23 protein-coding genes and 3 pseudogenes are annotated in these 22,249 nt (G+C 65.0%); 15 read left to right on the top strand and 11 right to left on the bottom strand.

Translation table 11 applies throughout. The annotated features are described in order from the left end of the window. Positions 1-86: 86 nt before the first annotated feature. The 4 genes from OYT95_RS38300 (at position 87) to OYT95_RS38285 (ending at position 5,058) form a co-directional block, all read left to right on the top strand. The gene (locus OYT95_RS38300; protein WP_268792822.1) at positions 87-1,073 is read left to right on the top strand and encodes a tyrosine-type recombinase/integrase; all 987 of its coding nucleotides are present in this window, start codon (positions 87-89) and stop codon (positions 1,071-1,073) included. Beyond that, positions 1,070-2,005 (top strand): tyrosine-type recombinase/integrase, encoded by a 936-nt coding sequence (locus OYT95_RS38295; protein WP_268792821.1) that lies wholly within the window; start codon positions 1,070-1,072, stop codon positions 2,003-2,005. The genes OYT95_RS38300 and OYT95_RS38295 overlap by 4 nt, the downstream gene beginning before the upstream one ends. Next, positions 2,002-3,033, top strand: coding sequence for a tyrosine-type recombinase/integrase (locus tag OYT95_RS38290; protein WP_268792820.1), 1,032 nt, complete (start codon positions 2,002-2,004; stop codon positions 3,031-3,033). The genes OYT95_RS38295 and OYT95_RS38290 overlap by 4 nt, the downstream gene beginning before the upstream one ends. Positions 3,034-3,792: 759 nt before the next feature. Next, positions 3,793-5,058, top strand: coding sequence for an IS256 family transposase (locus OYT95_RS38285; RefSeq protein WP_442972594.1), 1,266 nt, complete (start codon positions 3,793-3,795; stop codon positions 5,056-5,058). A 2-nt stretch (positions 5,059-5,060) separates the two neighbouring features. Here OYT95_RS38285 and OYT95_RS38280 read toward each other — a convergent pair whose 3' ends face one another. From OYT95_RS38280 to OYT95_RS38270, 3 genes and pseudogenes are all read right to left on the bottom strand, one after another. Beyond that, a complete protein-coding gene (locus OYT95_RS38280) occupies positions 5,061-5,342 on the bottom strand; it encodes a hypothetical protein (protein WP_268792818.1) in 282 nt (93 codons plus the stop codon). 21 nt (positions 5,343-5,363) lie between these two features. Beyond that, positions 5,364-5,639, bottom strand: a pseudogene (locus tag OYT95_RS38275) (zinc-ribbon domain-containing protein); the annotation flags it as partial. A gap of 480 nt (positions 5,640-6,119) precedes the next feature. Further along, complete coding sequence (locus tag OYT95_RS38270) at positions 6,120-6,248, bottom strand: hypothetical protein (RefSeq protein ID WP_268792817.1); 129 nt, start codon at positions 6,246-6,248, stop codon at positions 6,120-6,122. Positions 6,249-6,341: 93 nt separating this feature from the next. Here OYT95_RS38270 and OYT95_RS38265 point away from each other — a divergent pair, with 93 nt between their 5' ends. The 3 genes from OYT95_RS38265 to OYT95_RS38255 all read left to right on the top strand — a co-directional run bounded on the left by OYT95_RS38265 (position 6,342) and on the right by OYT95_RS38255 (position 7,460). Further along, on the top strand, positions 6,342-6,503 hold the full coding sequence (locus OYT95_RS38265; RefSeq protein WP_009480328.1) for a hypothetical protein: 162 nt from the start codon (positions 6,342-6,344) through the stop codon (positions 6,501-6,503). A gap of 116 nt (positions 6,504-6,619) precedes the next feature. Then, positions 6,620-6,916 carry a hypothetical protein gene (locus OYT95_RS38260; protein WP_268792816.1) on the top strand — a complete coding sequence of 99 codons (297 nt, stop codon included), beginning with the start codon at positions 6,620-6,622 and terminating at the stop codon, positions 6,914-6,916. Positions 6,917-7,295: 379 nt separating this feature from the next. Further along, complete coding sequence (locus OYT95_RS38255) at positions 7,296-7,460, top strand: hypothetical protein (RefSeq protein ID WP_268792815.1); 165 nt, start codon at positions 7,296-7,298, stop codon at positions 7,458-7,460. A gap of 723 nt (positions 7,461-8,183) precedes the next feature. Here the strand turns inward: OYT95_RS38255 and OYT95_RS38250 are convergent. Further along, positions 8,184-8,386: pseudogene (locus tag OYT95_RS38250) on the bottom strand (cold-shock protein). 480 nt (positions 8,387-8,866) lie between these two features. On the opposite strand from OYT95_RS38250, the gene OYT95_RS38245 reads away from it, so the two are divergent. Beyond that, positions 8,867-9,307 (top strand): helix-turn-helix domain-containing protein, encoded by a 441-nt coding sequence (locus OYT95_RS38245; RefSeq protein ID WP_268792814.1) that lies wholly within the window; start codon positions 8,867-8,869, stop codon positions 9,305-9,307. A 266-nt stretch (positions 9,308-9,573) separates the two neighbouring features. Here the strand turns inward: OYT95_RS38245 and OYT95_RS38240 are convergent. After that, positions 9,574-9,858, bottom strand: a pseudogene (locus tag OYT95_RS38240) (ANTAR domain-containing protein); the annotation flags it as partial. 174 nt (positions 9,859-10,032) lie between these two features. Between OYT95_RS38240 and OYT95_RS38235 the strand changes: the two are divergent. After that, a complete protein-coding gene (locus OYT95_RS38235; protein ID WP_268792813.1) occupies positions 10,033-10,479 on the top strand; it encodes a hypothetical protein in 447 nt (148 codons plus the stop codon). Positions 10,480-10,686: 207 nt separating this feature from the next. Next, the gene (locus OYT95_RS38230; RefSeq protein ID WP_268792812.1) at positions 10,687-11,349 is read left to right on the top strand and encodes a hypothetical protein; all 663 of its coding nucleotides are present in this window, start codon (positions 10,687-10,689) and stop codon (positions 11,347-11,349) included. 163 nt (positions 11,350-11,512) lie between these two features. Here OYT95_RS38230 and OYT95_RS38225 read toward each other — a convergent pair whose 3' ends face one another. Both OYT95_RS38225 and OYT95_RS38215 read right to left on the bottom strand, forming a co-directional pair. Next, entirely contained in the window at positions 11,513-11,803 is a 291-nt protein-coding gene (locus OYT95_RS38225) for a DUF4193 domain-containing protein (protein WP_268792811.1), read from the bottom strand. Between the two features lie 481 nt (positions 11,804-12,284). Continuing rightward, on the bottom strand, positions 12,285-12,779 hold the full coding sequence (locus OYT95_RS38215; RefSeq protein WP_268792810.1) for an N-formylglutamate amidohydrolase: 495 nt from the start codon (positions 12,777-12,779) through the stop codon (positions 12,285-12,287). A 214-nt stretch (positions 12,780-12,993) separates the two neighbouring features. Here OYT95_RS38215 and OYT95_RS38210 point away from each other — a divergent pair, with 214 nt between their 5' ends. The 3 genes from OYT95_RS38210 to OYT95_RS38200 all read left to right on the top strand — a co-directional run bounded on the left by OYT95_RS38210 (position 12,994) and on the right by OYT95_RS38200 (position 16,161). Then, positions 12,994-13,164, top strand: coding sequence for a hypothetical protein (locus OYT95_RS38210; RefSeq protein ID WP_268792809.1), 171 nt, complete (start codon positions 12,994-12,996; stop codon positions 13,162-13,164). A gap of 845 nt (positions 13,165-14,009) precedes the next feature. After that, on the top strand, positions 14,010-15,152 hold the full coding sequence (locus tag OYT95_RS38205) for an Lsr2 family DNA-binding protein (RefSeq protein ID WP_268792808.1): 1,143 nt from the start codon (positions 14,010-14,012) through the stop codon (positions 15,150-15,152). A gap of 313 nt (positions 15,153-15,465) precedes the next feature. Then, complete coding sequence (locus OYT95_RS38200; RefSeq protein WP_268792807.1) at positions 15,466-16,161, top strand: hypothetical protein; 696 nt, start codon at positions 15,466-15,468, stop codon at positions 16,159-16,161. A gap of 2 nt (positions 16,162-16,163) precedes the next feature. Here OYT95_RS38200 and OYT95_RS38195 read toward each other — a convergent pair whose 3' ends face one another. Next, a complete protein-coding gene (locus OYT95_RS38195) occupies positions 16,164-16,289 on the bottom strand; it encodes a hypothetical protein (protein ID WP_268792806.1) in 126 nt (41 codons plus the stop codon). Positions 16,290-16,428: 139 nt separating this feature from the next. After that, positions 16,429-17,001 (bottom strand): thermonuclease family protein, encoded by a 573-nt coding sequence (locus OYT95_RS38190; protein ID WP_268792805.1) that lies wholly within the window; start codon positions 16,999-17,001, stop codon positions 16,429-16,431. Positions 17,002-18,087: 1,086 nt separating this feature from the next. Between OYT95_RS38190 and OYT95_RS38185 the strand changes: the two genes are divergently transcribed. Continuing rightward, on the top strand, positions 18,088-19,140 hold the full coding sequence (locus OYT95_RS38185; RefSeq protein ID WP_268792804.1) for a hypothetical protein: 1,053 nt from the start codon (positions 18,088-18,090) through the stop codon (positions 19,138-19,140). A gap of 90 nt (positions 19,141-19,230) precedes the next feature. On the opposite strand, the gene OYT95_RS38180 is transcribed toward OYT95_RS38185, so the two are convergent. Together OYT95_RS38180 and OYT95_RS38175 are read right to left on the bottom strand one after the other, a co-directional pair. After that, a complete protein-coding gene (locus tag OYT95_RS38180; protein WP_268792803.1) occupies positions 19,231-20,364 on the bottom strand; it encodes a hypothetical protein in 1,134 nt (377 codons plus the stop codon). A 495-nt stretch (positions 20,365-20,859) separates the two neighbouring features. After that, positions 20,860-21,540: a hypothetical protein gene (locus tag OYT95_RS38175; protein WP_268792802.1), complete on the bottom strand. Its 681-nt coding sequence runs from the start codon at positions 21,538-21,540 to the stop codon at positions 20,860-20,862. Between the two features lie 387 nt (positions 21,541-21,927). On the opposite strand from OYT95_RS38175, the gene OYT95_RS38170 reads away from it, so the two are divergent. Then, a complete protein-coding gene (locus OYT95_RS38170) occupies positions 21,928-22,131 on the top strand; it encodes a hypothetical protein (protein WP_268792801.1) in 204 nt (67 codons plus the stop codon). The last annotated feature ends 118 nt before the right edge of the window (positions 22,132-22,249 follow it).

Genomic DNA, 22,249 nt, shown 5'->3' with positions numbered 1-22,249 from the left:
ACAGGTTCCTGGCTGAGCAGGACACCCGTCTGCAGCGCGGGAATATCGGCCCGGTGTTCCGGTCGTCGCTGGAGAAGGCAGCGAACATGCTGCTCGAGTTCAAGCTGGCCGGGAAGGTGGCATGGCGCAGGCGGCGTCCGATGTCGACGCAGCTTCCATCACGCTTCGAGACGGCCCTGCGCTTGTTCGACGAGTCGCTCTCGGGAACCCTGGCAGTCGGTTCGGTCGAGTTGGCTGTGGGCGAGATCAGGCAGCTGCTTACTCATCTGCGTGACCGTGGCCATGACAGCTTCGGCAGTGTCGGGCTGGACGACGTGCGGGGATTCCTGATGGCCGTGGCCCCGAATCACCGGTCGGGCATGGGGAACACCGTGTGGGCGGTCAAGCGATTCTTCAGCTTCCTCAACGACTTCGAACTGTCCGACCTTCCAGTGCACGCGATGTTGTCACAGGTCTCACCGAGACGGATTCGGATCTTGCCGCGCTTAACCCAGGACGAGGTCGCCCGGCTGCTAGCAGTGATCGACACCGCGACGGCAGTCGGCAACAGGGATTACGCGATGGTACGACTGGCCGTGTCGACAGGGCTGCGCTGCGGCGACATCACCGATCTGAGGTTGGAGAGCATCGACTGGCGACGAGATGAGATCAGAATCGTGCAGCGTAAGACCTCGGCCACGCTGGCGCTGCCGCTCACCGCCGAGGCGGGCAACGCGGTCGCCGACTATGTCTTGAACGCCAGGCCTGCCTCCGATGCACCCGAGGTGTTCCTGCGCGCCTACGCTCCGCACGTCAAACTGACGGGACCGACGGGCGCGTTGATCATGAGACGCTATCTGGCCGCGGCGGGCATCCACCACAGGGCTGGCGACGGAAAGACGTTCCACGCGTTACGTCGCACGCTGGGCACCAGGCTGATCGAGACCGGTACGGAACTGCCGATGACCGCCCAGATTCTCGGTCATGCCCGAATCGACTCGTCGAAACGCTACATCGCCTTGGACACGGACTCGCTGCGCGAGTGCTACCTGCCCTTGACCGGCTTTGGATGCCGGGCGGAGGCGCTGCAATGACCAACTACTACAGTGCGTTCGCCTCCCATATCACCGCAATGCTGGAGCTGAGGGACTCGCTGGGCCTCTACACGGGCCCGCTGCCGTTCGTGATGCAAAACTTCGACCGGTTCTGCCTAGCAAAGCATCCCGACGCCACCGCCCTGACAAGGGAACTGGCCACACAGTGGTGCGACGAGGGCAAGTCGGCGGGCAGGTCAGGCTACAAGATGCATGCCATCCGGAACTTCGGCAAGTACCTTCAATCCGTCGGTGCCGATGCGTTCGTGATGCCGTCCGCCTGGATCGGCAAACCCGCCAGACGCTTACCGCACATGTTTACCGACGACGAGCTGGAACGGTTCTTCAACGCATGTGACCGGATCGGACCGTCGAAGCTGAGCCCGTACCGCGAGCACATCATCCCGGTCGTGTTCCGTCTCATGCTCGGCTGCGGGCTTCGACCGCAGGAGGCCCGGCGGCTACGCCGCGCCGACGTCGACCTCGACACCATGGTGCTGACCGTCGTCCAGGGGAAGCGCCGCAAAGACCGGCTCGTCCCAGTCGGCTACGACATGACCGAGCTGTTGGCGAGGTTCGACCGGCTCGCCGACGTGCGCCAGCCCGATCGCGAGTGGTTCTTCGAACAGGCCCCCGGCCGGCCCTACCCGCCCCGCTGGCTGACTGCGCAGTACCACCGCGTTCGGGCAGGAGCCGATGGGGTCGCCACCGGCTCGACGCCCTACACGCTGCGGCACAACTACGCCACCCGGACACTCGCGCGCTGGGTCGACGAAGGGCGCGACCTCGGTGTCTGGTTGCCTTACCTGTCGGCCTACATGGGCCACGCCACCTACACAGCCACCGCCTACTACGTCCACCTGCTGCCCCAGCGGATCGCCGCGACGGGCCTGACCAGCGCGGATGGGATCATCCCGGAGCCGCCGCTATGAGCACACCGGCCGACACCTTCCTCAAGCACCTGCGCGACTGGTTCACCGTGTTCTTGCCCAGGCAACGCGTCGCCAGCCCCCACACCATCGAATCTGCCCGCCGCGCCTGGAACATGCTCCTGCGTCACGTCTGCGACACCGGTGGAGTCCCCGTCGACAAGATCACCTTTCCGATGCTTGACCGCGCCTGCATCACGGGGTTCCTCGAACAGACACGCGCGGAACGCAGCTGGACGGCGGCAACCTACAACCAGCGCCTCGCCTGCATCCGGTCGTTCTTCAAGTACGCCGCCATCGCCGAGCCGACACTGGCCATCTATCTTGCCGATCTCGCAGGCATCCCGCTGATGAAAGCGCCCGCCACCAAACCCGTCTCTCACATGAGCCAGAACGCTATCAAGGCGCTTCTGGCACAACCTGATCCGTCCAGTCGAACCGGACTGCGAGACCAGTTCTTCTTGATCTTGATGTATGACACCGCTGCCCGCGACGCGGAGATGCTCTCTGCCGCCATCGGAGACCTCGACGCCCAACGTCTCACCATCGACCTGCTCGGCAAGGGATCCAAACCCCGCCGCATCCCCATCACGAAGGAGACCGCCGCCCACTACCGGCGCTATACCGCCGCGTTCCACCCCGACCTCCAACTCGGCGACCCGCTGTTCTACACCATCCACAGCCACCGCAAGACGCGCATGTCCGACGACAACGCCGCCCGGATCATTCGCCAGCACGCCCAAGCCGCCCACCGAACATGCGCTGAAGTGCCCGCCGGAGCGCACCCCCACATGCTGCGCCATTCCCGAGCCATGCACCTCTACCAGGCAGGCATGCCGCTCGCGCTACTCACCGAGTGGCTCGGGCACGCCGACCCTGAGACCACACTCATCTACGCCCACGCCGACACCGAAATGAAACGCCGTGCCATCCAGAAGGCCACCGCCAACGGCGCCCCGACACTCCAGCCAACCCAGGCTGTCTGGCACGACAACGAAGACATCCTCAACCGGCTACTCGGAATCAGATGACCGCAATATCCCGACACCCAACCAACCGAAACCAACATCACCCCAGGCTTCAAGCACAAAGCAGCCGCTCGACACCGGGCCTCGGAATAACCCGGGAATCAGAATAATCGATGAAATTCCGAGGTCGGAATTTCCTCGATCTGTTGTTCTTCCACCTGGCCTGCGCCGCTTCGTCGTCTTCGAGCTGAAGATCGGCCACGCGAGCCCGAACACATCGGCAAGCTCAACTTCTACGTCAACGCCGTCGATGACCTGCTCCGCAAACCCGACCACGGCGACGGCGCCACCATCGGAATTCTCCCGCCGACCGCGACGACATCGTCGTCGAATACGCGCTTCGCGGTCTGGACTCGCCGCTCGCCGTCAGCACCGACACCACACACCGGTTCTTGCCCGCCGATGTTCGACCCGCGCTGTCGACAGCGGCCGACCTCGCCGACGCCATCCGGGACGTCCGACACCAGCAGAACCCCCTCCCCGGACCGGCAACCGACAGCTGAACACCCGCGTCCCCGGGTGCCCGCGGAACGCTCTGCAACGCAGAGTCCGGACACCTTCGCGAGGCATCGCACGCCAGGTGTAGTTGGCGAAACCGAGTTGCTCGTACACCTTGGGGCCCTGTTCTGGCCAGCGGAGGGTTCCCTCGATCAGCACGTTTTCGCCGCGGTCCAGACACAGGCGTCGGATCGGGACTGTCGGAATAACGGTTGAACTGGATCTGGCCGACACGCCGAGCTAGCTTGGCGAGAAGGCAAGACAATGACCGAAACACTTGATCCCATGGATCAGTCGAAGATTGACCACCAACAGCTGGCCCACCAACTGTTGGCCCAAGCCAAAGCCGAGGGTATCGAACTGGTCGGCCCGAACGGACTGCTCAACCAGCTCACCGCTAACGTTCTCGAAACCGCACTCGAAGCCGAGATGGACGAGCATCTCGGCTACGAGAAACACCAGTTCGAGGGGCGAAACGGAGGTAATTCCCGCAACGGACGCCGCAGCAAGACGGTGCTCACGGAAATCGGACCGGTCGAGATCCAGGTCCCCCGCGACACCGACGCTTCGTTCGACCCGCAGATCGTCAAGAAGCGACAGCGCCGGTTGACCGGTGTCGACGAGATCGTTCTGTCCCTCTCGGCGAAGGGCCTGACCACCGGGGAAATCGCGGCGCACTTCGACGACGTCTACGGAGCATCGGTCTCGAGAGAGACGATCAGCAAGATCACCGACAAGGTGATCGCGGAGATGACCGACTGGTCCGTGCGACCTCTCGACCCGGTGTATCCGGTGGTGTTCATCGATGCCATTCACGTCAAGATCCGCGACGGTCAGGTCGCCAACCGACCCGTCTACGTCGCCATCGGTGTCACCACCGCCGGGGAGCGCGACATCCTCGGGTTGTGGGCCGGCGACGGCGGCGAAGGCGCCAAATTCTGGCTCGCCGTGCTCACCGAGATCCGCAATCGCGGCGTCGTAGACGTCTGCATCGCCGTCTGTGACGGGCTCAAGGGGTTGCCGGAGGCGATCACCACGGTGTGGCCACTCGCGGTGGTGCAGACGTGTCTGATTCATCTGCTGCGCAACACGTTCCGGTATGCGTCGCGGCAGTACTGGGACGAGATGTCGCGGGAGTTGCGTCCGATCTACACCGCCGTCAACGAGTCCGCGGCCCGGGAGTGTTTCACCGAGTTCGCGGCGAAGTGGGGTCCGAAGTATCCGGCGATCGTCCGGTTGTGGGAGAACGCCTGGAGTGAGTTCGTGCCGTTCCTCGACTACGACGCCGAGATCCGACGGGTCATCTGTTCGACGAATGCGATCGAGTCACTCAACGCTCGCTACCGGCGGGCAGTCCGGGCGCGTGGGCACTTCCCCAGCGACCAGGCCGCGCTCAAATGTCTCTACCTCGCCACGCGTGCTCTGGACCCAACCGGCAAGGGAAGAGCACGATGGGTGACGAGGTGGAAACCTGCCCTCAATGCGTTTGCTATCACATTCGAAGGCCGAATCACCGCAACTGAAAACTAAATTCACATGCCAGAGCTAGATCCACCGAAGTTCCGACAGTCCCGTCGGATCTGATCGATCAGGGCGGTGGATTCGTCGTGGACCAAAGCTGCCAGCTCCCGCGGCGCCAGCGGGGCTCCGTCCGCGAGTTCGGTGCCGAGTATTTCCGCATAGTCCCCGTCGCGGAGTGCCTGTTCGATCAGGTGATCCTTGGCCACGTCGGCGTCGAGGCTGCGGTACCCGTCCAGATCGGGGATGTGGTCGTGTGGCAGGGTGCTTTTCCCGGCTCCGGGTGCCGGTGTCACCAACGTTATGGCCTCATACGACTAGGACGCCGTTCGAGGCAGTGGGATTGGTGCGGGTCGCCACGTTGACGAACGGATGCGGTGCTCCGATTCCCTCCCACCAGGTTCGACCTCGCCATGGATGACGCCACGAGCAAGGGGATTCGGTGTATGCGGCGGGTCGGGCTTGCCGATGAGGGGGTGAGCGGTGAGCGGCTCACCGAGAATGGCCAGGCCGCCGCGGGGCAGGGTCAGTCCGGTGACCGATGCGACCAGAACAACGGTCTTGTCGAACACGATGAGGACGATCGTCGAGGCATGCAACAGGCACTTGCATGAGATCACGGCGAGTGTCCCGGAATCGACGTGCGGGGGATCGGCTACGTGCAGAAGGGTCGCTATCACCTGTCCTGTTGGATCGCTACTGTGCCAGGGGTGAGGGAACCGGTGCTGGATCGGCACGTCGACGTTGCACAGCTGTGGCGACTGGCCAGTGAGGCGGCCCGGAAGGGCGAGAAGTGGGGGCAGCGCAAGAAGTCGGTGAGCGACGCCATGGTGATCTACTACGCCCAGTTGCGACGTGACAGACGCGGCGCGAAACGGTGGGTCGCCGAGGTCGTTGATCTCCTGGGATATTTCGATCTGTCAGCGGACTGGCGCGCAGTGGAGAAAGGCCTGCAAATACTCGACCAGCTGACGGTGACGTCATCGGTGCCGGTGCTGAGCTACAGCGGCTGGAGGTCGTGCCGGCTTCCTCGACGAAGAACACTCTCTTCAAGAGCTCCTAGTAGGGCGGAGTCAGGCGAATCGCTCACGTTCGCGAAGTGCTGCACCCGCCCAGTATCGGCCCAGCCGGCTCCGCCGTGCGGGCCAGTCGGTGCACCGGACCGACCGGGCCGCGGCGGCGAGCCGGGGGAGAGAAGTCATGTCGACCTCACCTTCGCGAAACACCCTGGTTGCAGCGCGCGCATACGGTGGGATTCGCGCCCAGCACCTTCGACCGGATGGGGCATCCCGCTCATGACGAATCAGATACCCGGCAACCCGCGGCCCGAGCGCATCCCGAACCCGTGGCCGGAGAAACAACTGTCCACGACCGACATCGCCGGCGTCGTCGAGGCCCTCACCGGCCAACGGCTCCTCCCACGTCCCGGCGCCGAGAACGATCCCCGCATCCAATGACGGGTCCGCCGCGGCACCGAACACCGCGGCGGCCCACCAACAAGCGCGGCCGGTCGGGTCTCGAGCACCGGTCGGTGCCCGGCCGCCGGCCCCGACGCTCGGGGCGACGGGACGCGATGAGTTCGCGCCCGGGGGACGAGAGTGTGCTCGTGGTCAGGGTCGTGACGGTGCTGGCGGGGGTGGTCTGCCTGGCGTTGGGTGCGGTGTCCGGTGTCGCGTTGGTGGTCGGGCTCGGTGCGCTGACCGCGCCGGCGATGGTCGTGGCCGCGGTGACCACGGCCGGATTCCTCGCGGCGGGTGGGGTGCTGGTTGCTCGCGCCCGCTCTCCTCGGCCGGAGAAATCCGTCGCGGGCATAGCCGGTCACCGCCGGCACCGCAACAGCAGCGATCACGGCTCACGGGCACGACAGTAGCGTCCGCGATCCCGTCGCCGATGGCAGTGTTGCCGGTGAACGTCACCTTGCCGACCACCACCCCGACGTTTCACGCCCCGGGCATCGCCATGCCCACAGAGGCTGAGTTCAGCAGCGTCGGCAGATTCGGTTGACCACGGGGGAATACCGACTTTGCGGTTCCTGGGAACAGCTGAACCGAACGGCGCCGCTTCGGCAGCTGAGGATGACGACGCCGGGTACGCCGAGGGCTACAAAGGAACGAGATGTTTGTTGGTGTTGCCGAGGGGTGCGCCAACGAGAAGCTATCCATCTACCTGCCGCGCGGCGTTTGTGTTTTGGAGAGAGCGGATCTCCCTCCGATGAGGGGCATTGCCACGCGCACCTTGAGGAGATCCGCATGAGTGTTCCGCGGGCACGGTCACTGGCGTACTGGGAGCAGTGCGTCTGGATCGAAACGCACGATCACCTATCCCCGGGCCGGTCCCTGGTGTCGGCCGAGAAACAGGCGTCTCTCGCCGATCACTGTGTCGGCATCGGCGACGAGGCCGCCACGAGCACCTGAGGACCGGGCCCCAGGCTGGCCGTGCAATGACTGACTTGCATATTGGATATGAGAACGTCACGCCATTCGAGCTGACCGAAACAGTGACTGGCGCCGGGCGCGACGATGAGCTCTACCGAGTGCGGAAGGTGACGTTCGGCAACGGCAAGGGTCGTTCGACCATCGTCTATACAACCGCATCACAACCACATCACCGTCTCCGGCATACGGAAACACCACGGTAGGGTTCCACGGCTCAGCGTCACTTCTCTGAATCTTTGACCTGCGGGTTCTCAACATCGTGTCAGTGCTGATTCTCACGAACTTGTCGGAATCCTCAATTCGGTCCCCATCCCGTTAGCGGGATCGTTGACCGTCGCCGATCCTTCAGAGTGCTTGGCGTCCTTGATGTGTGGGGCTCGGTTGACAGGGTCGGCTAGCTGGGCGAACGTGGACGTAGGTTGGGGTGGCCGCGAGCACTTGCCGTGCGATCGATGAGAGGATCCCCGATGTCCCCTTCCCCGATGTGGTACTGGCTCGGTGACCATTACTGGTACACGGTGTACCCGTTGGTAACGATCTTCGGCCCGATCTTCGGCTGATGGCGATGGCCGGATTCGGTGACCGTACACACCATGCCGTCCCAGATCGCAGACCTCAGATGGAGGAAGCCGCACCGTTAGCGGGTCCTCATCCGGCTATCGAATGAGGACCGCACCCGGCGGGTGCGGTCCCGCAGGTTAGTTAGACAGCCCGCACATTCGTGGCCTGCGGGCCCTTCTGTCCCTGGCCCACCTCGAACTCCACACGCTGGTTCTCATCGAGCGACGTGAAACCGCTGCCCGAGATTTCCGCGTAATGCACGAAGACGTCCGGAGTTCCGTCGTCGGCGCGATGAAACCGAAGCCCTTCTCACCGCTGAACCACTTCACAATGCCCTGCGCCATGCCCAGACTCCCTAAATATGGATCCGGCACTCACATCGAATTCCCGATTCTCGATACCAGTGATCCTGCCACCCCCGACGACGGACCGGGACGACCACACCTGATCTGAGGAAGCCGACATCTCGACACCCACAGTGACTGCCGACTTCGCCGCCCGTCATCGATCAACGAGAGCCGATCCGTCGAGCGACAGCCCGGCAACGTCGACAGAGCCGACTCGCCCCTGACGCGGATGAAATCCCTGGTCAACCGACTCCAGAATTTCTGTAGTGGCCAATGTAGACATTGAGGCGTCGTCGTTGTAGAGTTCCTCTCGTCGCAAGGAAAGAGTTCACTTAGTGCGGGAGAGGATGAACTGCCCGCAGAGAAGTACCGCAAGACCAGGATGTGCCGGGCAAGGGTTGATGTGAGTGTGTAAGGCCCCGGCATATCCGGCGGCTGCCGGGCGGCACGAAGGGCCCGACAGCCGGAAGAAGTGCAGTGAACAAGGTAGTGAAACCCGCTCCGGCCCCCGGTGCCTCACGGCGCCGGGGGCCCTGTCCGTTGAAAGGTGTCACCCCCATTCAGGAAGATTCGCCCGACCATGACCCGGCCGGGAAGTTCGACGACGAGGACTACCCGGCCTACAGCATGGGACATGCCGCCGAGATCCTCGGCGTGACACAGGCATTCCTGCGCAGCCTCGACGCCGCGAAGCTGCTCACGCCCGGGCGCTCGGAGGGCGGCCACCGCCGCTACTCCCGATACCAGCTGCGTCTCGCCGCCCGCGCCCGTGAACTGATCGACCAGGGCACCGCGCTCGATTCCGCGTGCCGGATCATCATCCTGGAAGACCAAGTCGCCGAGGCCCGACGCATCAACACCGAACTCCAGCCCACCCATCGCCGCAAGTCGGATCAGCCCGGCCCCGCAGCCGGCTGACACACCACCTGCCGCGCGGAAGTCATTCGACCCCGGCGGCCGTGCTGACCATGGGTGCGGTCGCGGTGACCGGTGTGGTGCTGTGGCCGATCGTTGGCCGCGGTCGGCGGGACGGCGCTGGTCCTCGATCAACTCAAACTCGGTCGGAACCGTGCCCGGTGGATTCGGTGCTCGGGATTCGGGGAAAGCGGGAGACAGGGGCGGGGCTCGACCGGTCGAGGACTCGGTCCAGGTTCTGCGGGTTGACTACCCAGCCCGCAGAACCGTCACCTACTCCGGTTGCCGGCTCGTTGGTGGGCGGTCAGCAGCAGATGATCGAACCGCACCCGTAGCCCGGTGTCGGGGTCGAACTCGCCGAACCGGGTGACGATCTCGTCGGCGATCGTGCGGAGCCGGGTGTTGGTTTCCTGGGAGCGCCAGGTCAGGACGTCGAACGCCCGGTCGGCGGTGATGCCGTAGACCAGCATCAGCGCACCCTTGGCCTGCTCGATCACCGCCCGAGACTGCGCGAGTTCGGCGACCGCCTCGTCGACGGAGTCCTTCACGTCGTTCTAGGTCGGGTGAGTCACACCCGTGGTCCCGGACCTCGGCAGGTCAGCGCGCTCGCGACGGAATAGAAACACGTTCAGTTAGACAGCTCCACCTCACGCCGTCGCGACCTTCGATCCGGTGTTGGTCGTAGCGGTGATACAATTTTGTATAACTGCAGTTGAAGGTGGTGTGTGATGGCGTTGGCGGATGTGGAGCGTGATCTGCGGGCGATCCCGGCGGAGAAGGAGTTGTTGCAGATCAAGTTGCTGCGTGCGGTGGCGTACGCGACGGACAATCAGGTGCCGCAGCGGGTGATCGCGAAGAACCTGGCCGTCACGCAGCCGGAGGTCAGCCGGATCGTGAAGAAGCTGCGGTTGAACCCGGCGGCCCGGGACCGCTCTCCGCGGGAGGTGCTGCTCGAGCATGCCGCGAAGCGGATCGACCACGAGCGGATGATGACCGAACTGGTGGCCTGGGACTACACCTTCGGGCACGTCCCGGGCGACGATCCGCTCGGGGAGAGCTACGTGCGGGGCACCTGGGATCAGATCGAACGCTCCCGCAACCTCCTGAGCGACGACGACTACCGGGTGCTGCTCGCGGCCACGGCCGACCGGCGTGCGCAGGCGAATGCACTCTGACCCCGCCGCTGTTGCCGCCGACCTCGAGGTTTGGTGCCGGCCCGGCGGGATCCTCGACAAGGACGGCCCCTCCGCCTCGATCCACCTGTTCGACCCGGTCGCTCGTCGCCGAACCCGGGACGGCATCGTCGATGTCTACCTGGCGGAGCAGACCGACGTCGCTGTCGGCCGTCAGTTCCTGGCTTTGGCGACTGCCGGCCCACCGGGGTGGGCAAGTCGTCGAGTATCGACCGCCGGCACCTCGCCGGGCAGGGGTGGCGGGTGCTCGATGCGGACACGATCAAGGACTACCTGCTGCGGGATGCGATCGAGCAGGGCGTCTACACCGACCTGCTGAGCATCGACCTCGCGGACGGGCACCGGCTGATGCCCCGCGAGCTCGCCACCCTGGTGCACACCGAGTCGACGAAACTCCTCGACATGATCACCGAGATCTGTCTGTCCCGGGGAGAGAACCTGGTCCTCGAGGGCACGTTCAGCTGGCCCGGGCTGGGACCACGGCTGCTGACGGACCTCGCGTACGCGGACTATGAGAAGTTCACGATCCTCGACTTCGAAGCACCCCAACACATCACCCGGGCCCGGGCACTGACCCGGTGGTGGCGGGGCCGGCAGGACGCGCTGCGCGGCGGTGACGGGTTCGGTGGCCGGTTCACCCCGGGTTTCGTCATCGACGCCCTCTACACCGGTAGCTCCGAGGAGACGGTGTGCGCGCGTAACGCCCGGGCCGCGTTCGATCACCCACTGTCCGCGGAGATCCCGACGGTCGAGCTGCTCGTCGAGCATGCCGACGGTGGCGACGAGACGTGGGTGAAGGAGAACGGTGTGGTGGTCTACCCGCAGGTTCCGGCCGACCGACCCGAGCCCTGACCTTTTTCGTCCGTGCCACGTGGCACCCGCCAGGATGTGAATCCGCAACGCCTCGGCCACGAGCCCACGCGCGAGGGGAGAGGTTACTCAGCGACGGCGATGACGACCGAATCCGGGAAGCCGGGATCCCGCAGTGGCCAGGCACTCCGATTGATCGACGTTCTCAGGCGCAGTCCCGGCAGAGCAGCTGGCCAGTATCGGCGAGGCGGCTGCGATGGTGGACCAGAAAGCAACTCGTGCAGGTAAATTCGTCCGACTGCTTGGGGATGACGCGGACGGTGAATTCTTCACCGGAGAGGTCGGCACCGGGCAGTTCGAAGGACTCGGCGGTGTCGGCGTCCTCGACGTCCACGACGGGGGACTGGATGTCTTTCCGGCTGGCGGTCAGCTGTTCGAGGGAGGTGTCCGTCTCGTCGGATTCGGTGACTCGTGGTGCGTCGTAGTCGGTGGCCATGACTGATCGTTCCTCATACTCCGGGTGTTCGGACCCGCCAGACTAGAGGGTGCGGTGGCTCGTCACGCTTTCGGGGGCATCGTGTGCTGCGACTTCAACCTCCTGGGGCGGAGTACGCGCGGATGATCGTCACCGACGAGCCCGGCAGTTACCAGGTCGCCCAACGCGGGCTGATCGCATCGGTCGGGCATCGCCGCTCGAACTACTCGAGCAATCGGGCCGAGAACTCGCACCACCCCAGAACGGGCGACGAAACGGTTCATCGACCTCGACGCCCGCGGCCACGGTCACCGACCTCACCGAGACGATCAGCACCCGAGCCCACGCGTACGGGGATCTCCGGATGCTGTGACGTGAGGTGCGCATCGTCACCGCCGTAATGGCCGGCCGTGGTTGGCGGCCGCGTGCGCTGGGGTGCGGAGGGACGTGTCGTCATGGCAGGTCAAGAGCAGTTTCGGTTGCGCCGCAGCGTCGGTGATCGTCAGGCCGTTGTGGGGATGGTGATCTGCTCTCTGCCGTCGATGGCGGAGAGCAGGTAGTGCGGGCAGGTGAGCACCTGTGGGGGCACGGGAATCGCCTGTCGGTCGGTGTCGAGGTAGAGGCGGTATGCGAGCTGCCCGTCTCGGTGGCTGCCGGTGTCCGGGTCGACGGCGCCGAGGAAGTATCCGTGCGAGGCGCCGGCGGTGGAGAAGATCGCCCGCGCCCACTCGGCGGGCTCGGCGGGCGGCAGATACCGCGGCCGACCAGTCTCGGCGTCGAGGGTGTGCACGATAACCGTGACCGCGAACCCGGCCACGGCGGGGAACCACTGTTCTGCCCCGACGTCGAACGGTGCGATGGAGGTGTGGATCCGCAGCTCGATGTCCGTTCCGGTTCGCGCCGCCACTGTGATGAGGTGCGGATCCGCTGCGATGTCGACGGTGGCCAGAGACGGCAGCGCCTGGTCGGCGCTGGGGTTTCCGGTGCTTGCGGACATGGGACAAAGGGTACGGGGCCACGGCGCCCCGGCCGACAGGGCGACGGGAGTTCGCACCGCCCACGACCGGACCGGCTGAATGGTCCGCTGAACAGCAGAAACGACATGTCCCCTGAAGGAAGTATTGGCACGCGTGCCACACCGCCAGCCTTCGTCTCGACGTCGCCGGGTGGCACAGTTCGGATCACAACCCACCCCAGGGCAGGATGAGACTGTGAGCGACCGAACCGCAGCAGACCTCGAGCGTGAACTCGCCATGCTCGCCTACGTACGTGACCGCCTCCGAGACTCGGAGGGCAACGATGTCCGTATCCCGACCACGGCCGTCGACCAGGTTCTCGATGAGCTCAACAGTCTTGAACGGTCGCCGTGGGATCGGAACTGATTTCCGTCCGTGCAGAGTCCTGGCATCGGTCACCGATGTTTTGGGTCGGACGTAACGGGGCCTGGCTGCTGCCGCCACGACGGAGTTATCGAGGGCGTGGCATGAATGCGCCCCGGTGACAGCCGGTTCTGCGTCACACCCCTTGACGAAGGAAAGGACTCGGCCCCGCCCTGGGGCCGGCACACACCATGACTTCATTGACTCGCGGAGCGAACAGCCCGACCGACACGCCGACGACGGTGGAGGTGACCGGCGCCCGGCAGGGAACGGTCGAGTTGTTCGTCTTCCAGTTCGGGGCCGATGTGACGGTGCGGACGGATGCGGATTTGGTGTTCTTCAACAACCCCGCCACTGCCATAACTGTAGTGTCCATAACCCGTAATGGGATCGTAGATCCGTTGGGAAAGCACGGTATTAGGTGTTGCTTCCGCTCAGGCTCCTCGCGGCCGTGATGGCGGGCTCGGACACTTTCCCACCGTTATTCTGTGCTGGGCTGCGTTTCGCGTCATGGCAGCCCCTAGACTGCTGTGCAAGCCCGAAGCTTCCGCCGCGCTGACTGCCAGTTAACGAATTCAAGGGCAGCGCAACCATATTCGAACTTGTTCTTCACGCGACGAATCAGGAAATGCCAGGCCTGGTTGGTCGCAATAGTCCTGAGTCCTCGGCACCGTCGACAGACGGTGCTCTGTGTTTGTCCTGCCGGGCGAAAGCGTGAGGGGCGCGGGGCCTCGGAAATCACTGCGGCCCGCGTGTGATTGGTCGCCGTTTCGATCCGCTGGCGGTGAAAGGACCGAAATGCCGCTACTGTGTGCGTTCGACGATTGCCCGGCGAGAAGGAGAACAATATGGCGGTATCACCGAGGGGTTCCGAAGAATCGGCGAAGAAGGCAACAAAGGAGATTCGTGAGTGGGCGATCGGGGAGGGCTTGGAGATGTCCTCCCGCGGCCGGATTTCGGCCGAGATCGAGCAAGCCTTCCATGACGCGCATGCGAAGAAGTCTCAGGTCAAACCGCCGGCGGCAAAGAAGACGGCTGTGAAAAAGAAAATCGCGGAGACGACGGCTGCGAAGAAGCGGCCCGCACAAAAGGTAGTCGAGGAAAAGGCCCCCGCAAAGAGAGCGGCGAACAAGGCCCCAGCGAGGAAAACGACCAAGCAGATTCGTGAGTGGGCGATCGGGGAGGGTTTGGAAGTGTCCTCCCGCGGGAGGATCTCGGCCGAGGTCGAGCAAGCCTTCGACGACGCTCAGACGCAGAAGGCTCGGGTCAAACGGGCGCCGGTAAAGAAGACGGTAGCGAAGAAGCCAGCCGCCAAGAGGACCGCCGCGGCAGCTCCGGTCAAGACGACAGCGGCGAGCAAAGCTCCGGCGGAGAAAAAGGTAGGCGCGACGGAGGCGGCTGCGACGAAGGCGGCTGCGGAGAAGGCGGCCGTGAAGAAGCGGGTCGTGGCGAAGGTGCCGGTGAAGAGGGATGTGGCGAGTAAGGCTCCGGCGAATACGACGAACAGGGAGATTCGCGATTGGGCGATCGCGGATGGTCGCGAGGTGTCCTCCCGAGGAAGGATTCCGGTCGAGGTCGAGCAAGCCTTCCATGACGCTCAGGCGAAGAAGGCTCAGACAATAACGGCGCCAGTAGTAAGGAAGACGGCCGCGAAGAAGACTGCTGCCAAGAAGACCGCCGCGGCGGCTTCGGTCAAGAGGGTAGCGGCGAGCAAGGCTCCGGCGGAGAAGAAGGTCGTCGCGACGAAGACGGCCGGGAAGAAAACAGTCGCGACGAAGGCAACTTCGGGGAAGTCGGCCGCGACGAAGTCGGTCGCGGCGAAGGCTCCGGCGAAGAGGGAAGTGGCGAGTAAGGCTCCGGCGAAGAAGTCGCCGAGGGAGATTCGTGAGTGGGCGATCGGGGCGGGTAACGAGGTGTCCGCCCGCGGCCGGATTTCGGTCGAGATCGAGCGAGCATTCCATGATGCTCAGGCCACGATGCCGGTCGCGTGAGCTGCGACATTGCCCTGATGTGCAGCGTGGCCATCGTGCCGCGAAGGCTATGAGCCTGTGGGGATCATGATCCTCGGCGGTCGGCGGTCGGCGGTCGGCGGTCGGCGGTCGGCGGTCGGCGGTCGGCGGTCGGCGGTCGGCGGTTGTCCGCCGCCGCAGCGGTGCCGGCGAGGGGTGCGAGGTATCCCGGCGCACCTGACGTGACGATTCCCGCGCGGCATTGTGGATGGGGAAGGTCGCATATGTGCGTTGGGGAACCGCCGGTGGCCGCGGTTGCCGGTATCTGAGCACATTTCGATGACACGATGGGCGGGTGGGGAGACAGAGCGGGATCTTCGGGGTTGCGGGTGTGGTCGTCGGGCTGGTGGCGGCGGTGGTGTTCGCCGCGTTTACGTCGCGGCCGTACACGGTGGCGACGTCGTTCCAGCCGGCGTGGACCGATCCATCGATCGTGTCGGTGATCGTGCTCGTCGGCGCCGCGGTGGCCGGGGCCGGTTGCGGGATGGTGCTGTGGCTGTGCAGGTGGCGGGTGGTGCGGGACGCGGCGAGTGCGGACGAACTCCGCGGTCGGCGCACGTTCCTGCTGGGCCGGACTGTCGCCGCGGCCCTGGGCGGTGTCACCGTGGGGTTGTCGCCGATGCTGGTGTTGTTATATGTCGTGTTCACGGCCACGGTGGGCATCGCGGTGGAGTGGGCTGTGGTGCTGGTGTTCTACGCCGGCAGTGCGGTGCTGGCGTATGGGTGCGCATTGCTGGGAGTGTGGTGGGTGTTGGCCGCGGCGGGTGATGATCGGCGCGCGGGAACCGTGCGGATGCTGGCGGTGTTGCTGCCGGTCGGTGCACTGATGGCCACGGCCGCGGGTGTGGGCGTCGCTGGGCTGTTCGGGTATTCCACCGTCCCTGCGACGTTCGTGTGCGTCGTCGCGGTCGTGGCCGCCGTGTTGACGGCCACGGTGGCGCTGGCTCGGGTGCTGACTCGGGCCCCGGCGGTGGGCGCCGACGCCCGGTGACCTCACCCGCGGTACACGACGCCCCCTCGACCGGCCGCGGAGTCGGTGCGCGCCCGGTCGAGGACCGTGAACACTCTCGGGGGTGAGGGCCGGTGCACCACGGTCATCTGCGGGCGGATGGTGGGCATCCCCGGGAAGCGAACGCGAACGCGCAGTGGGGTGCACCTCACAGGAGGCGCGCCCCACTGCCGGTGTTCGGTCGAGCCGGTACCGCGGCACCGCGTGACTGCGCTCGACCGTCACCACCCGGCGGCCGGGCGGATGGTTCTAGCTCGCTGCCTTCCACCGGTTGCGTCCGTCGGAGCCGGGTGCGCAGACCATCGGTGTTCCGGTGCTGGTGACGCCGGTGCCGCCGCTGCAGAAGGCACCGGGTTTGACGACGTTCCCCGAAGGTGCCTGGGCCGCTGGGGTGGGCGGTGTGGGTGCGGGGCGAGATTGCGGTGCCGGCACGGGACTCGGCGCCGGGGTTCCGCCGTCGCAGGTCCACAGTCCGCGGTCGGCGGCGCGGGCGGCGGCTTCGGCGTCGATCAACCGGTCCGATGTGCGCAGGTAGTGGACGGTGTAGGCGCGGGCGGCGCCTTCGCGGGCGGCCTTGATCGCGTAGTCGCCGTCCATGTCGTTGTCGAGTGCGACGTAGCGGTTGACCTGGCCCGCACTGTCGGTGTCGGGTTGCGTCGGTTCGGGGTTGAGTTGGATTGCCCGGCCGAGGAGGTGATCGTTCGCGAACTGGGTCGATTGTGCTGCCCAGCAGTCGTGGCCTTCGGGGGGCGTCGATGCCGAGGACGGACACGGTGAGCGTCTCGCCGCTGGTGGGGTGTCGGGTGACGATGGTGTCTCCATCGATGATCTCGACGACCTGGGTGACGCCTTCGATCGTGTAGGGGTTGGCCGGTCCGGCCAGCGCCGGGGATGCCGCTGCGGCGAGGGCGGCGAGGGTGGCGGTGCCGACGAGGACCGCTCGTGTGGTCCGGGGGTGCATCGTTGTCGATCTGCTGTGCACGTGAATTCTCCTGATGTGAATGGCTGACGGCCGGGCCGCGGCTTGATCGCGGCCATGTGGCGATGATGGTGCGTGCGTCTACTGGGGAGTGTGTGGGCCTACACGGCATCCACCCGTTGGTTGCGAACAGCACTGCGGTTCTGTGTGATTCGGAGTTTGCTGAAAGGACCGGCTGCTGTGGTGGCCTCGGTCCGGTCTCACCACCGACGCTGCGGCCGCCCCCGGAAGGGGCGGTGTTCCAGTCGGCCGGTGGGGTTGGGTCCGCGGCCGGGGGTTGCTGGCCGCTTGGGGATGGTGTGGTTGCCCATCGATATGTCCTTCGAATCCAAATGATGCGGGATGGCGGACATGGGCAGCTGATCGTTTGCCCGGAATCCCCGGGAAGATAAATACCAGACGAACCGGACGTAACAGATACCGTGGGTCGGTTCTCCGGGGGAAATGGGATGCCGCGGGGTTTCCCGCGAGCTATCCACGACGGTCCTTTCCGCGGGATGTCCGAGCCTGCCCGGCCCGCCCACGGAGGAGCTAACATCACGAGGTCGAGCTTCGTCCGTCCACCAGGTCAGGCGCCGGGAGGGTGTATGTGCTGGTCACGACATCCCGGCACGCCGCGGTACCTGCACGACGGTTGCTTCGGCGGCGCCAACGGGCGACGGCACGGTTTCGTGAATCATCGAAATATGTGATGGCACGCGGCATCACACGCATGCAGTGAGGTGTCATTCACGTGATCGACATCTACATCGCGAAGTTGAAGGCCGCATAAACTACGTCGGCGCGGTCTGCTTTGATACGCGCAATGGGCTTCAATTGGCGCCGGCAAGCAGACGCGGCATCGCGGACCCGTCGTACCACGCCTTGCTTTCACACGTGGGGCGTGCCCAAGTTAGGAGACGTATGAAGGCAGCAACGCAGGTGTGGTCGTGACCCAACTGATCGAGATCGCATGCGATGAGTCAGGTTCCGAAGGCGAGAACCTCATGGAGGCTGCTCACAGCGTCTTTTCGCACGCGAGCGTGAACCTGTCGGTGGACGAGGCCGAAGCGATCATGTCTGATCTCGCCGGTCGCACCAGGTCGAGCGCGCAGGAGCTGAAGTCGAAGGTTCTGCTGCGACCAGCGAACCGGCGACACCTCATCGAAGTACTCAGGCCGGATGGGCCGCTTACTGGACGCGTTAACATCTATCTCGCGGATAAGAGCTTCTTCGTTGTCGGAAAGATTGTCTCGCTCCTGATCGAAGAAGATGCACACGCACACGGCCTGAACATCAACGCATACGAGCGGGCGATCGCCAATCAGTTGTTCGATCTCGGCCCCCGTGCGCTTGGAGAAGCCGACTGGAAACGCCTACTCGTCGGATTCAACAGTCTTGTCCGCACCAAGAAGAGATCCAACTCGATCCACCCCAGTTTTTCCGACTTTGTCGCGCTGCTTGACGACGTCCGTCTCAGGAGCAAGCGCAGGCGCGTCACGGAGATCCTCGGCCTCGTGTGGGAGGCTCGTGAGCAAGCTCGCCAGTTCGAGGATCCATCGGAATCGCTACTCCGCGAGTTAGAGCCGATCGTTCCCACACTGAATTGGGTCGCGACCAGTTGGCGATTACGTCTTGGCGACGTGCCCATCGCATTCATTCACGACGAGCATTGGGCGCTCAACGAGGAAGCGACTGAGTTACTGGTCAAAGCTGCGAAGGCCCGAGTAAGTATTAGTGGGCTCTTGATGCCTTCGGTGGATCTTCGTTCAATCAGTCTGGTGGACTCAAAGTCGGATCCGCGCGTGCAGGTTGCCGACATCCTTGCGGCTGCCGGGCGGGTAGTCGGCGAGGATGCTTTGGAGGGAAACACCTCAGGCCAGCTGGCCGAAAGCATCAAGCCAATGCTCGATTTCAATGGCCTATGGTCCGAAAATTCTCCTCTTGGAACCCTTATCCCGCCCGACGCGACGGCACACCTCAGTCGCGAGAGCTTCGTTTGATCACGGCTGAGGATTGCCGCGAGGCTGAGCGCCACGAGGTGTAGTCCGATGAGTCTCGTCCGAGGTCAGGGTTGTGCTGTCCGTGACGGTCTATGCGGGGATGTGGAACTCGGTGCGGGTCGCGGCGAGGAGTGTGTCCACGTGTTCGGCGTAGGTGGCGCAGGCGTGCGACAACGCCTGGAAGGCTGCGACGATCGGTCGTGGGTCTGCCGCGCTGAACAGGGCGGGCATTGCGTAGTACGGGCGGTGAATCGGTCCGTGGTCGAACATTTTCGCGGTCGGTGACTTCTCGCCGCCGGGCGCCGTATTCGGGCGGTAGGTGCCGCCTCGTCCTTCGGGTGGAAGGTTCTCCGCCGCGAGACGGCTGGACGCGGATTGGGGATCGTCGAAGGGTGCCGGGAGTGGTTCACCACTAGACAGGGCCGTCAGTGCCGGTGTGATCCAGGGTCGGTCGGTGAGTCCGGCGAACTCGAAGGCACGGACTGCGGCCCATTGCGCCAGGCGCCGTTGGGTCTGCGGGTCCATCGCCACGATCGCGGCTGCAACGTCCGGAGCGCAGTCGTCGAAATCGCGTAACGCGAGCACCCCGCGCAGTTCGGGATGTGCGTCGAAGTCGATCGCCGTGGGCTTGTTGATCGCGGTGGGGGCGATGGTGCCGGTGGCCGAGGAGCCGCCACCAGTTGACTGCGTCTCGTTGGGTGCTGGGGCTGGCGTGTTGTCCGGTACGCCGAAGCCGGGCATGTCCCACATCTGGGCCGGGGCCTTCGTGATCCCGTCGTACGGCCACAGCCGGATCCGCCACACATCGCCCGGTGTCGTCGATCCCGGCCACCCGTAGTTGACGAATCCCCGTCCGGAGACCTCCACGGTGTACCGGCCGGAAGGAACGGCGACCTCCACCGGGTCGGTCGTCGGTGACGACACGACCAGCACCCCGCCGTCGACTTCCAGGCGCCCTTCGCTGACCTGTTGCCACTGATCCCGGTCCGCGGGCGGTCGTGTCGGCCACACCTGCACGGTCACCGCCATCTGGAAGTTGTTCTGGTGGGGGCACAGCACCAGCAGCATGGCCCCGTTGCCGGCGCTGGGTTGATCGGCCTGGGCCCGCTCGAGGAGGGCGAGCTCGACGTCCGGATCTCCGAGGCCGCCGTCGAGACAGAACTGGCCGTAGTCCATTGCCACGGTCACCTGTGTTTCGCTGACCGGCCGGGTGCGCTCATCCATACCGGTGATCCTGTCACGGTGCCCGGACGCAGCGCTCGCACTTCGCAGCGAGACCGGCTCACTGCCCCGCCCGGAACGCGTTGCCGGTCGATCTGGTGAATATCTCATCGTCGCAGCCGTGTACAGCGAATCGGGGGCGACGATCGGCCTTATCGATCTGACGCATCAGCGTCGGTGCGTGATCTCACGTACGGGCTAGTGCTGCTCTGGTCGATGGTCAGCTTCCCGGGAAGGTGGTTCCTTCGTCTTCTCGGATGGGCGACACCCTGGACACCAGGCGGGTCCCGTCCGCTCCGGGGGCGATGAGGGCTGGGGCGGTCGCGTGGAAGGGATCTTGTCGGGATTGTGCTGGCGCGGGGGCTCGTAGACGCTACGGAGGCTCATCCCTCGGAATGCGAAACGGACCGGCTGTGGTGGTGCTTCCATCGCTCCGTTCGCGATCGCTTGAGATTCCTGTGTCGAGTGGGCGTGCTGTCACGGTTCAGGGAAGCAGAGCTAGAAGGTGTAGCACTTGGGGTACTGGCGTCGGGCGAACTCGAGTTGTTCCTCGATGAGGCTGCCGTCGGGGTTGAAGTTGATGTTTCCGAGGGAGCAGCGGGTGTGGGTGGTGTCGTTCCCGGGGGCGTCCGGGGTGGCGGATCTGCAGGTGTCACCGCCGCCTCGTTGTGTGAGTACGCCGCCGATCTGCCCGCACGCTGCGGCTTCGTTTTCTGCTAGGGCAGCTTGGCGGGCGGCGCTGGTCGGCGCGGCGGCACTTTGTGATGCGGCGCGAGAGGTTTGTGCTTCCTGTTCGTCGAGGGTGTCGTCACAGCGTTCTATGGCTGCATCCGCGATGGCACGTGCTTGTGGGAGTGGAATGCCGACGTCGGCGGCGTAGTGCTGGTCATACCAGGGGTTGCCCTCGTTGTCGCCGGTCTTGAGGTAGCGAAGTAGCTCGGGTCCGAAGTCGCAGGAGTCGTGCCGGGCGGTGACGAGTCCCTCGGGCGACGTGTAGGGGGCAGTAGTGGGGGTGAATGACACAATCGGGTCACCGGGGCACGAGAAGATCGGTGTCCCCGGGCCGCAAGGCTTCGTCGGGGCAGCGATCGGCGTCGCATCGTCAGGGTGCGAGCAGGATATCGCGAGCGCGGCTGCGACGCCTATGGCCACGGTGAGAAGGGTGGTCTTCCAGTTCATCTCGTCATCCTTGCAGGCCTTCTCGGTTCACCCCGGCCAGGTCCCGGAGAGGGTGGGATCCGTGAGGACGCGAGGAATCCGATGGCCCTGGCACGGCAACCGCGAGCGGTCGAACTAACAGCGCACAGCCGTTGAACTGCTCGTTCAGCTGCTACCGCGTTCAGGCGGGCGGCCGCACCGCGGACGTTCTGCCGGAGGCTGCGCTGGTTGAGGCAGTCACCGCCGTGGCTCATGGCGTGCGATGACGGGTGTCATTCGCGTGAATGACACTGAGGTGCAGGCTGACTGACCGATCGCGGTGGTCCGCGGGTGTCTGAGCAGCGGTGTCGGACCGATTGGTGATACTGGCCCTTCTGGATGGGTGGGAAGGGGCGGTCATGTCCACGAGTGATGGTGATCCGATCGGGGTGCTGGAGTGGTCCGGAGTCGGTGGCGCTGGCGGCGATGCAGATGTCGTTGATGCAGTCGGACATCGACGCCACGAAACCCGACGAGCCCCTTGTCATCGGACACGCGGTACTCGGCGATGCCGTGGCGGGCATCCGCACGGTGGCGGCGGAGGAGCGCTCGGACCGTCCGTTCCGTGATTGACGGCAGGCTGACTGCGACCCGTTACCGTCTTCCCGAACTCGTCTCCCCGAGTATGCAGCTGGACCAGGATCGCTAGTGTTGCAACTCGACACGGCGGATACTGGACTGGACTGGTCAG

It is taken from the genome of Rhodococcus sp. JS3073, assembly GCF_026810085.1.
GTDB lineage: Bacteria > Actinomycetota > Actinomycetes > Mycobacteriales > Mycobacteriaceae > Rhodococcus_F > Rhodococcus_F wratislaviensis.
This window is presented reverse-complemented; position numbering and strand designations above follow the sequence as displayed.

Coding starts and splice junctions, on each gene's coding strand:
- OYT95_RS38300 (WP_268792822.1), top strand. CDS start 87: ATGCTGCTCGAGTTCAAGCTGGCCGGGAAGGTGGCATGGCGCAGGCGG.
- OYT95_RS38295 (WP_268792821.1), top strand. CDS start 1,070: ATGACCAACTACTACAGTGCGTTCGCCTCCCATATCACCGCAATGCTG.
- OYT95_RS38290 (WP_268792820.1), top strand. CDS start 2,002: ATGAGCACACCGGCCGACACCTTCCTCAAGCACCTGCGCGACTGGTTC.
- OYT95_RS38285 (WP_442972594.1), top strand. CDS start 3,793: ATGACCGAAACACTTGATCCCATGGATCAGTCGAAGATTGACCACCAA.
- OYT95_RS38270 (WP_268792817.1), bottom strand. CDS start 6,248: ATGACTTCTCTCCCCCGGCTCGCCGCCGCGGCCCGGTCGGTCCGGTGC.
- OYT95_RS38265 (WP_009480328.1), top strand. CDS start 6,342: ATGACGAATCAGATACCCGGCAACCCGCGGCCCGAGCGCATCCCGAAC.
- OYT95_RS38260 (WP_268792816.1), top strand. CDS start 6,620: ATGAGTTCGCGCCCGGGGGACGAGAGTGTGCTCGTGGTCAGGGTCGTG.
- OYT95_RS38255 (WP_268792815.1), top strand. CDS start 7,296: ATGAGTGTTCCGCGGGCACGGTCACTGGCGTACTGGGAGCAGTGCGTC.
- OYT95_RS38235 (WP_268792813.1), top strand. CDS start 10,033: ATGGCGTTGGCGGATGTGGAGCGTGATCTGCGGGCGATCCCGGCGGAG.
- OYT95_RS38225 (WP_268792811.1), bottom strand. CDS start 11,803: ATGGCCACCGACTACGACGCACCACGAGTCACCGAATCCGACGAGACG.
- OYT95_RS38215 (WP_268792810.1), bottom strand. CDS start 12,779: ATGTCCGCAAGCACCGGAAACCCCAGCGCCGACCAGGCGCTGCCGTCT.
- OYT95_RS38205 (WP_268792808.1), top strand. CDS start 14,010: ATGGCGGTATCACCGAGGGGTTCCGAAGAATCGGCGAAGAAGGCAACA.
- OYT95_RS38195 (WP_268792806.1), bottom strand. CDS start 16,289: ATGCCCACCATCCGCCCGCAGATGACCGTGGTGCACCGGCCCTCACCC.
- OYT95_RS38190 (WP_268792805.1), bottom strand. CDS start 17,001: ATGGAGACACCATCGTCACCCGACACCCCACCAGCGGCGAGACGCTCA.
- OYT95_RS38180 (WP_268792803.1), bottom strand. CDS start 20,364: ATGGATGAGCGCACCCGGCCGGTCAGCGAAACACAGGTGACCGTGGCA.
- OYT95_RS38175 (WP_268792802.1), bottom strand. CDS start 21,540: ATGAACTGGAAGACCACCCTTCTCACCGTGGCCATAGGCGTCGCAGCC.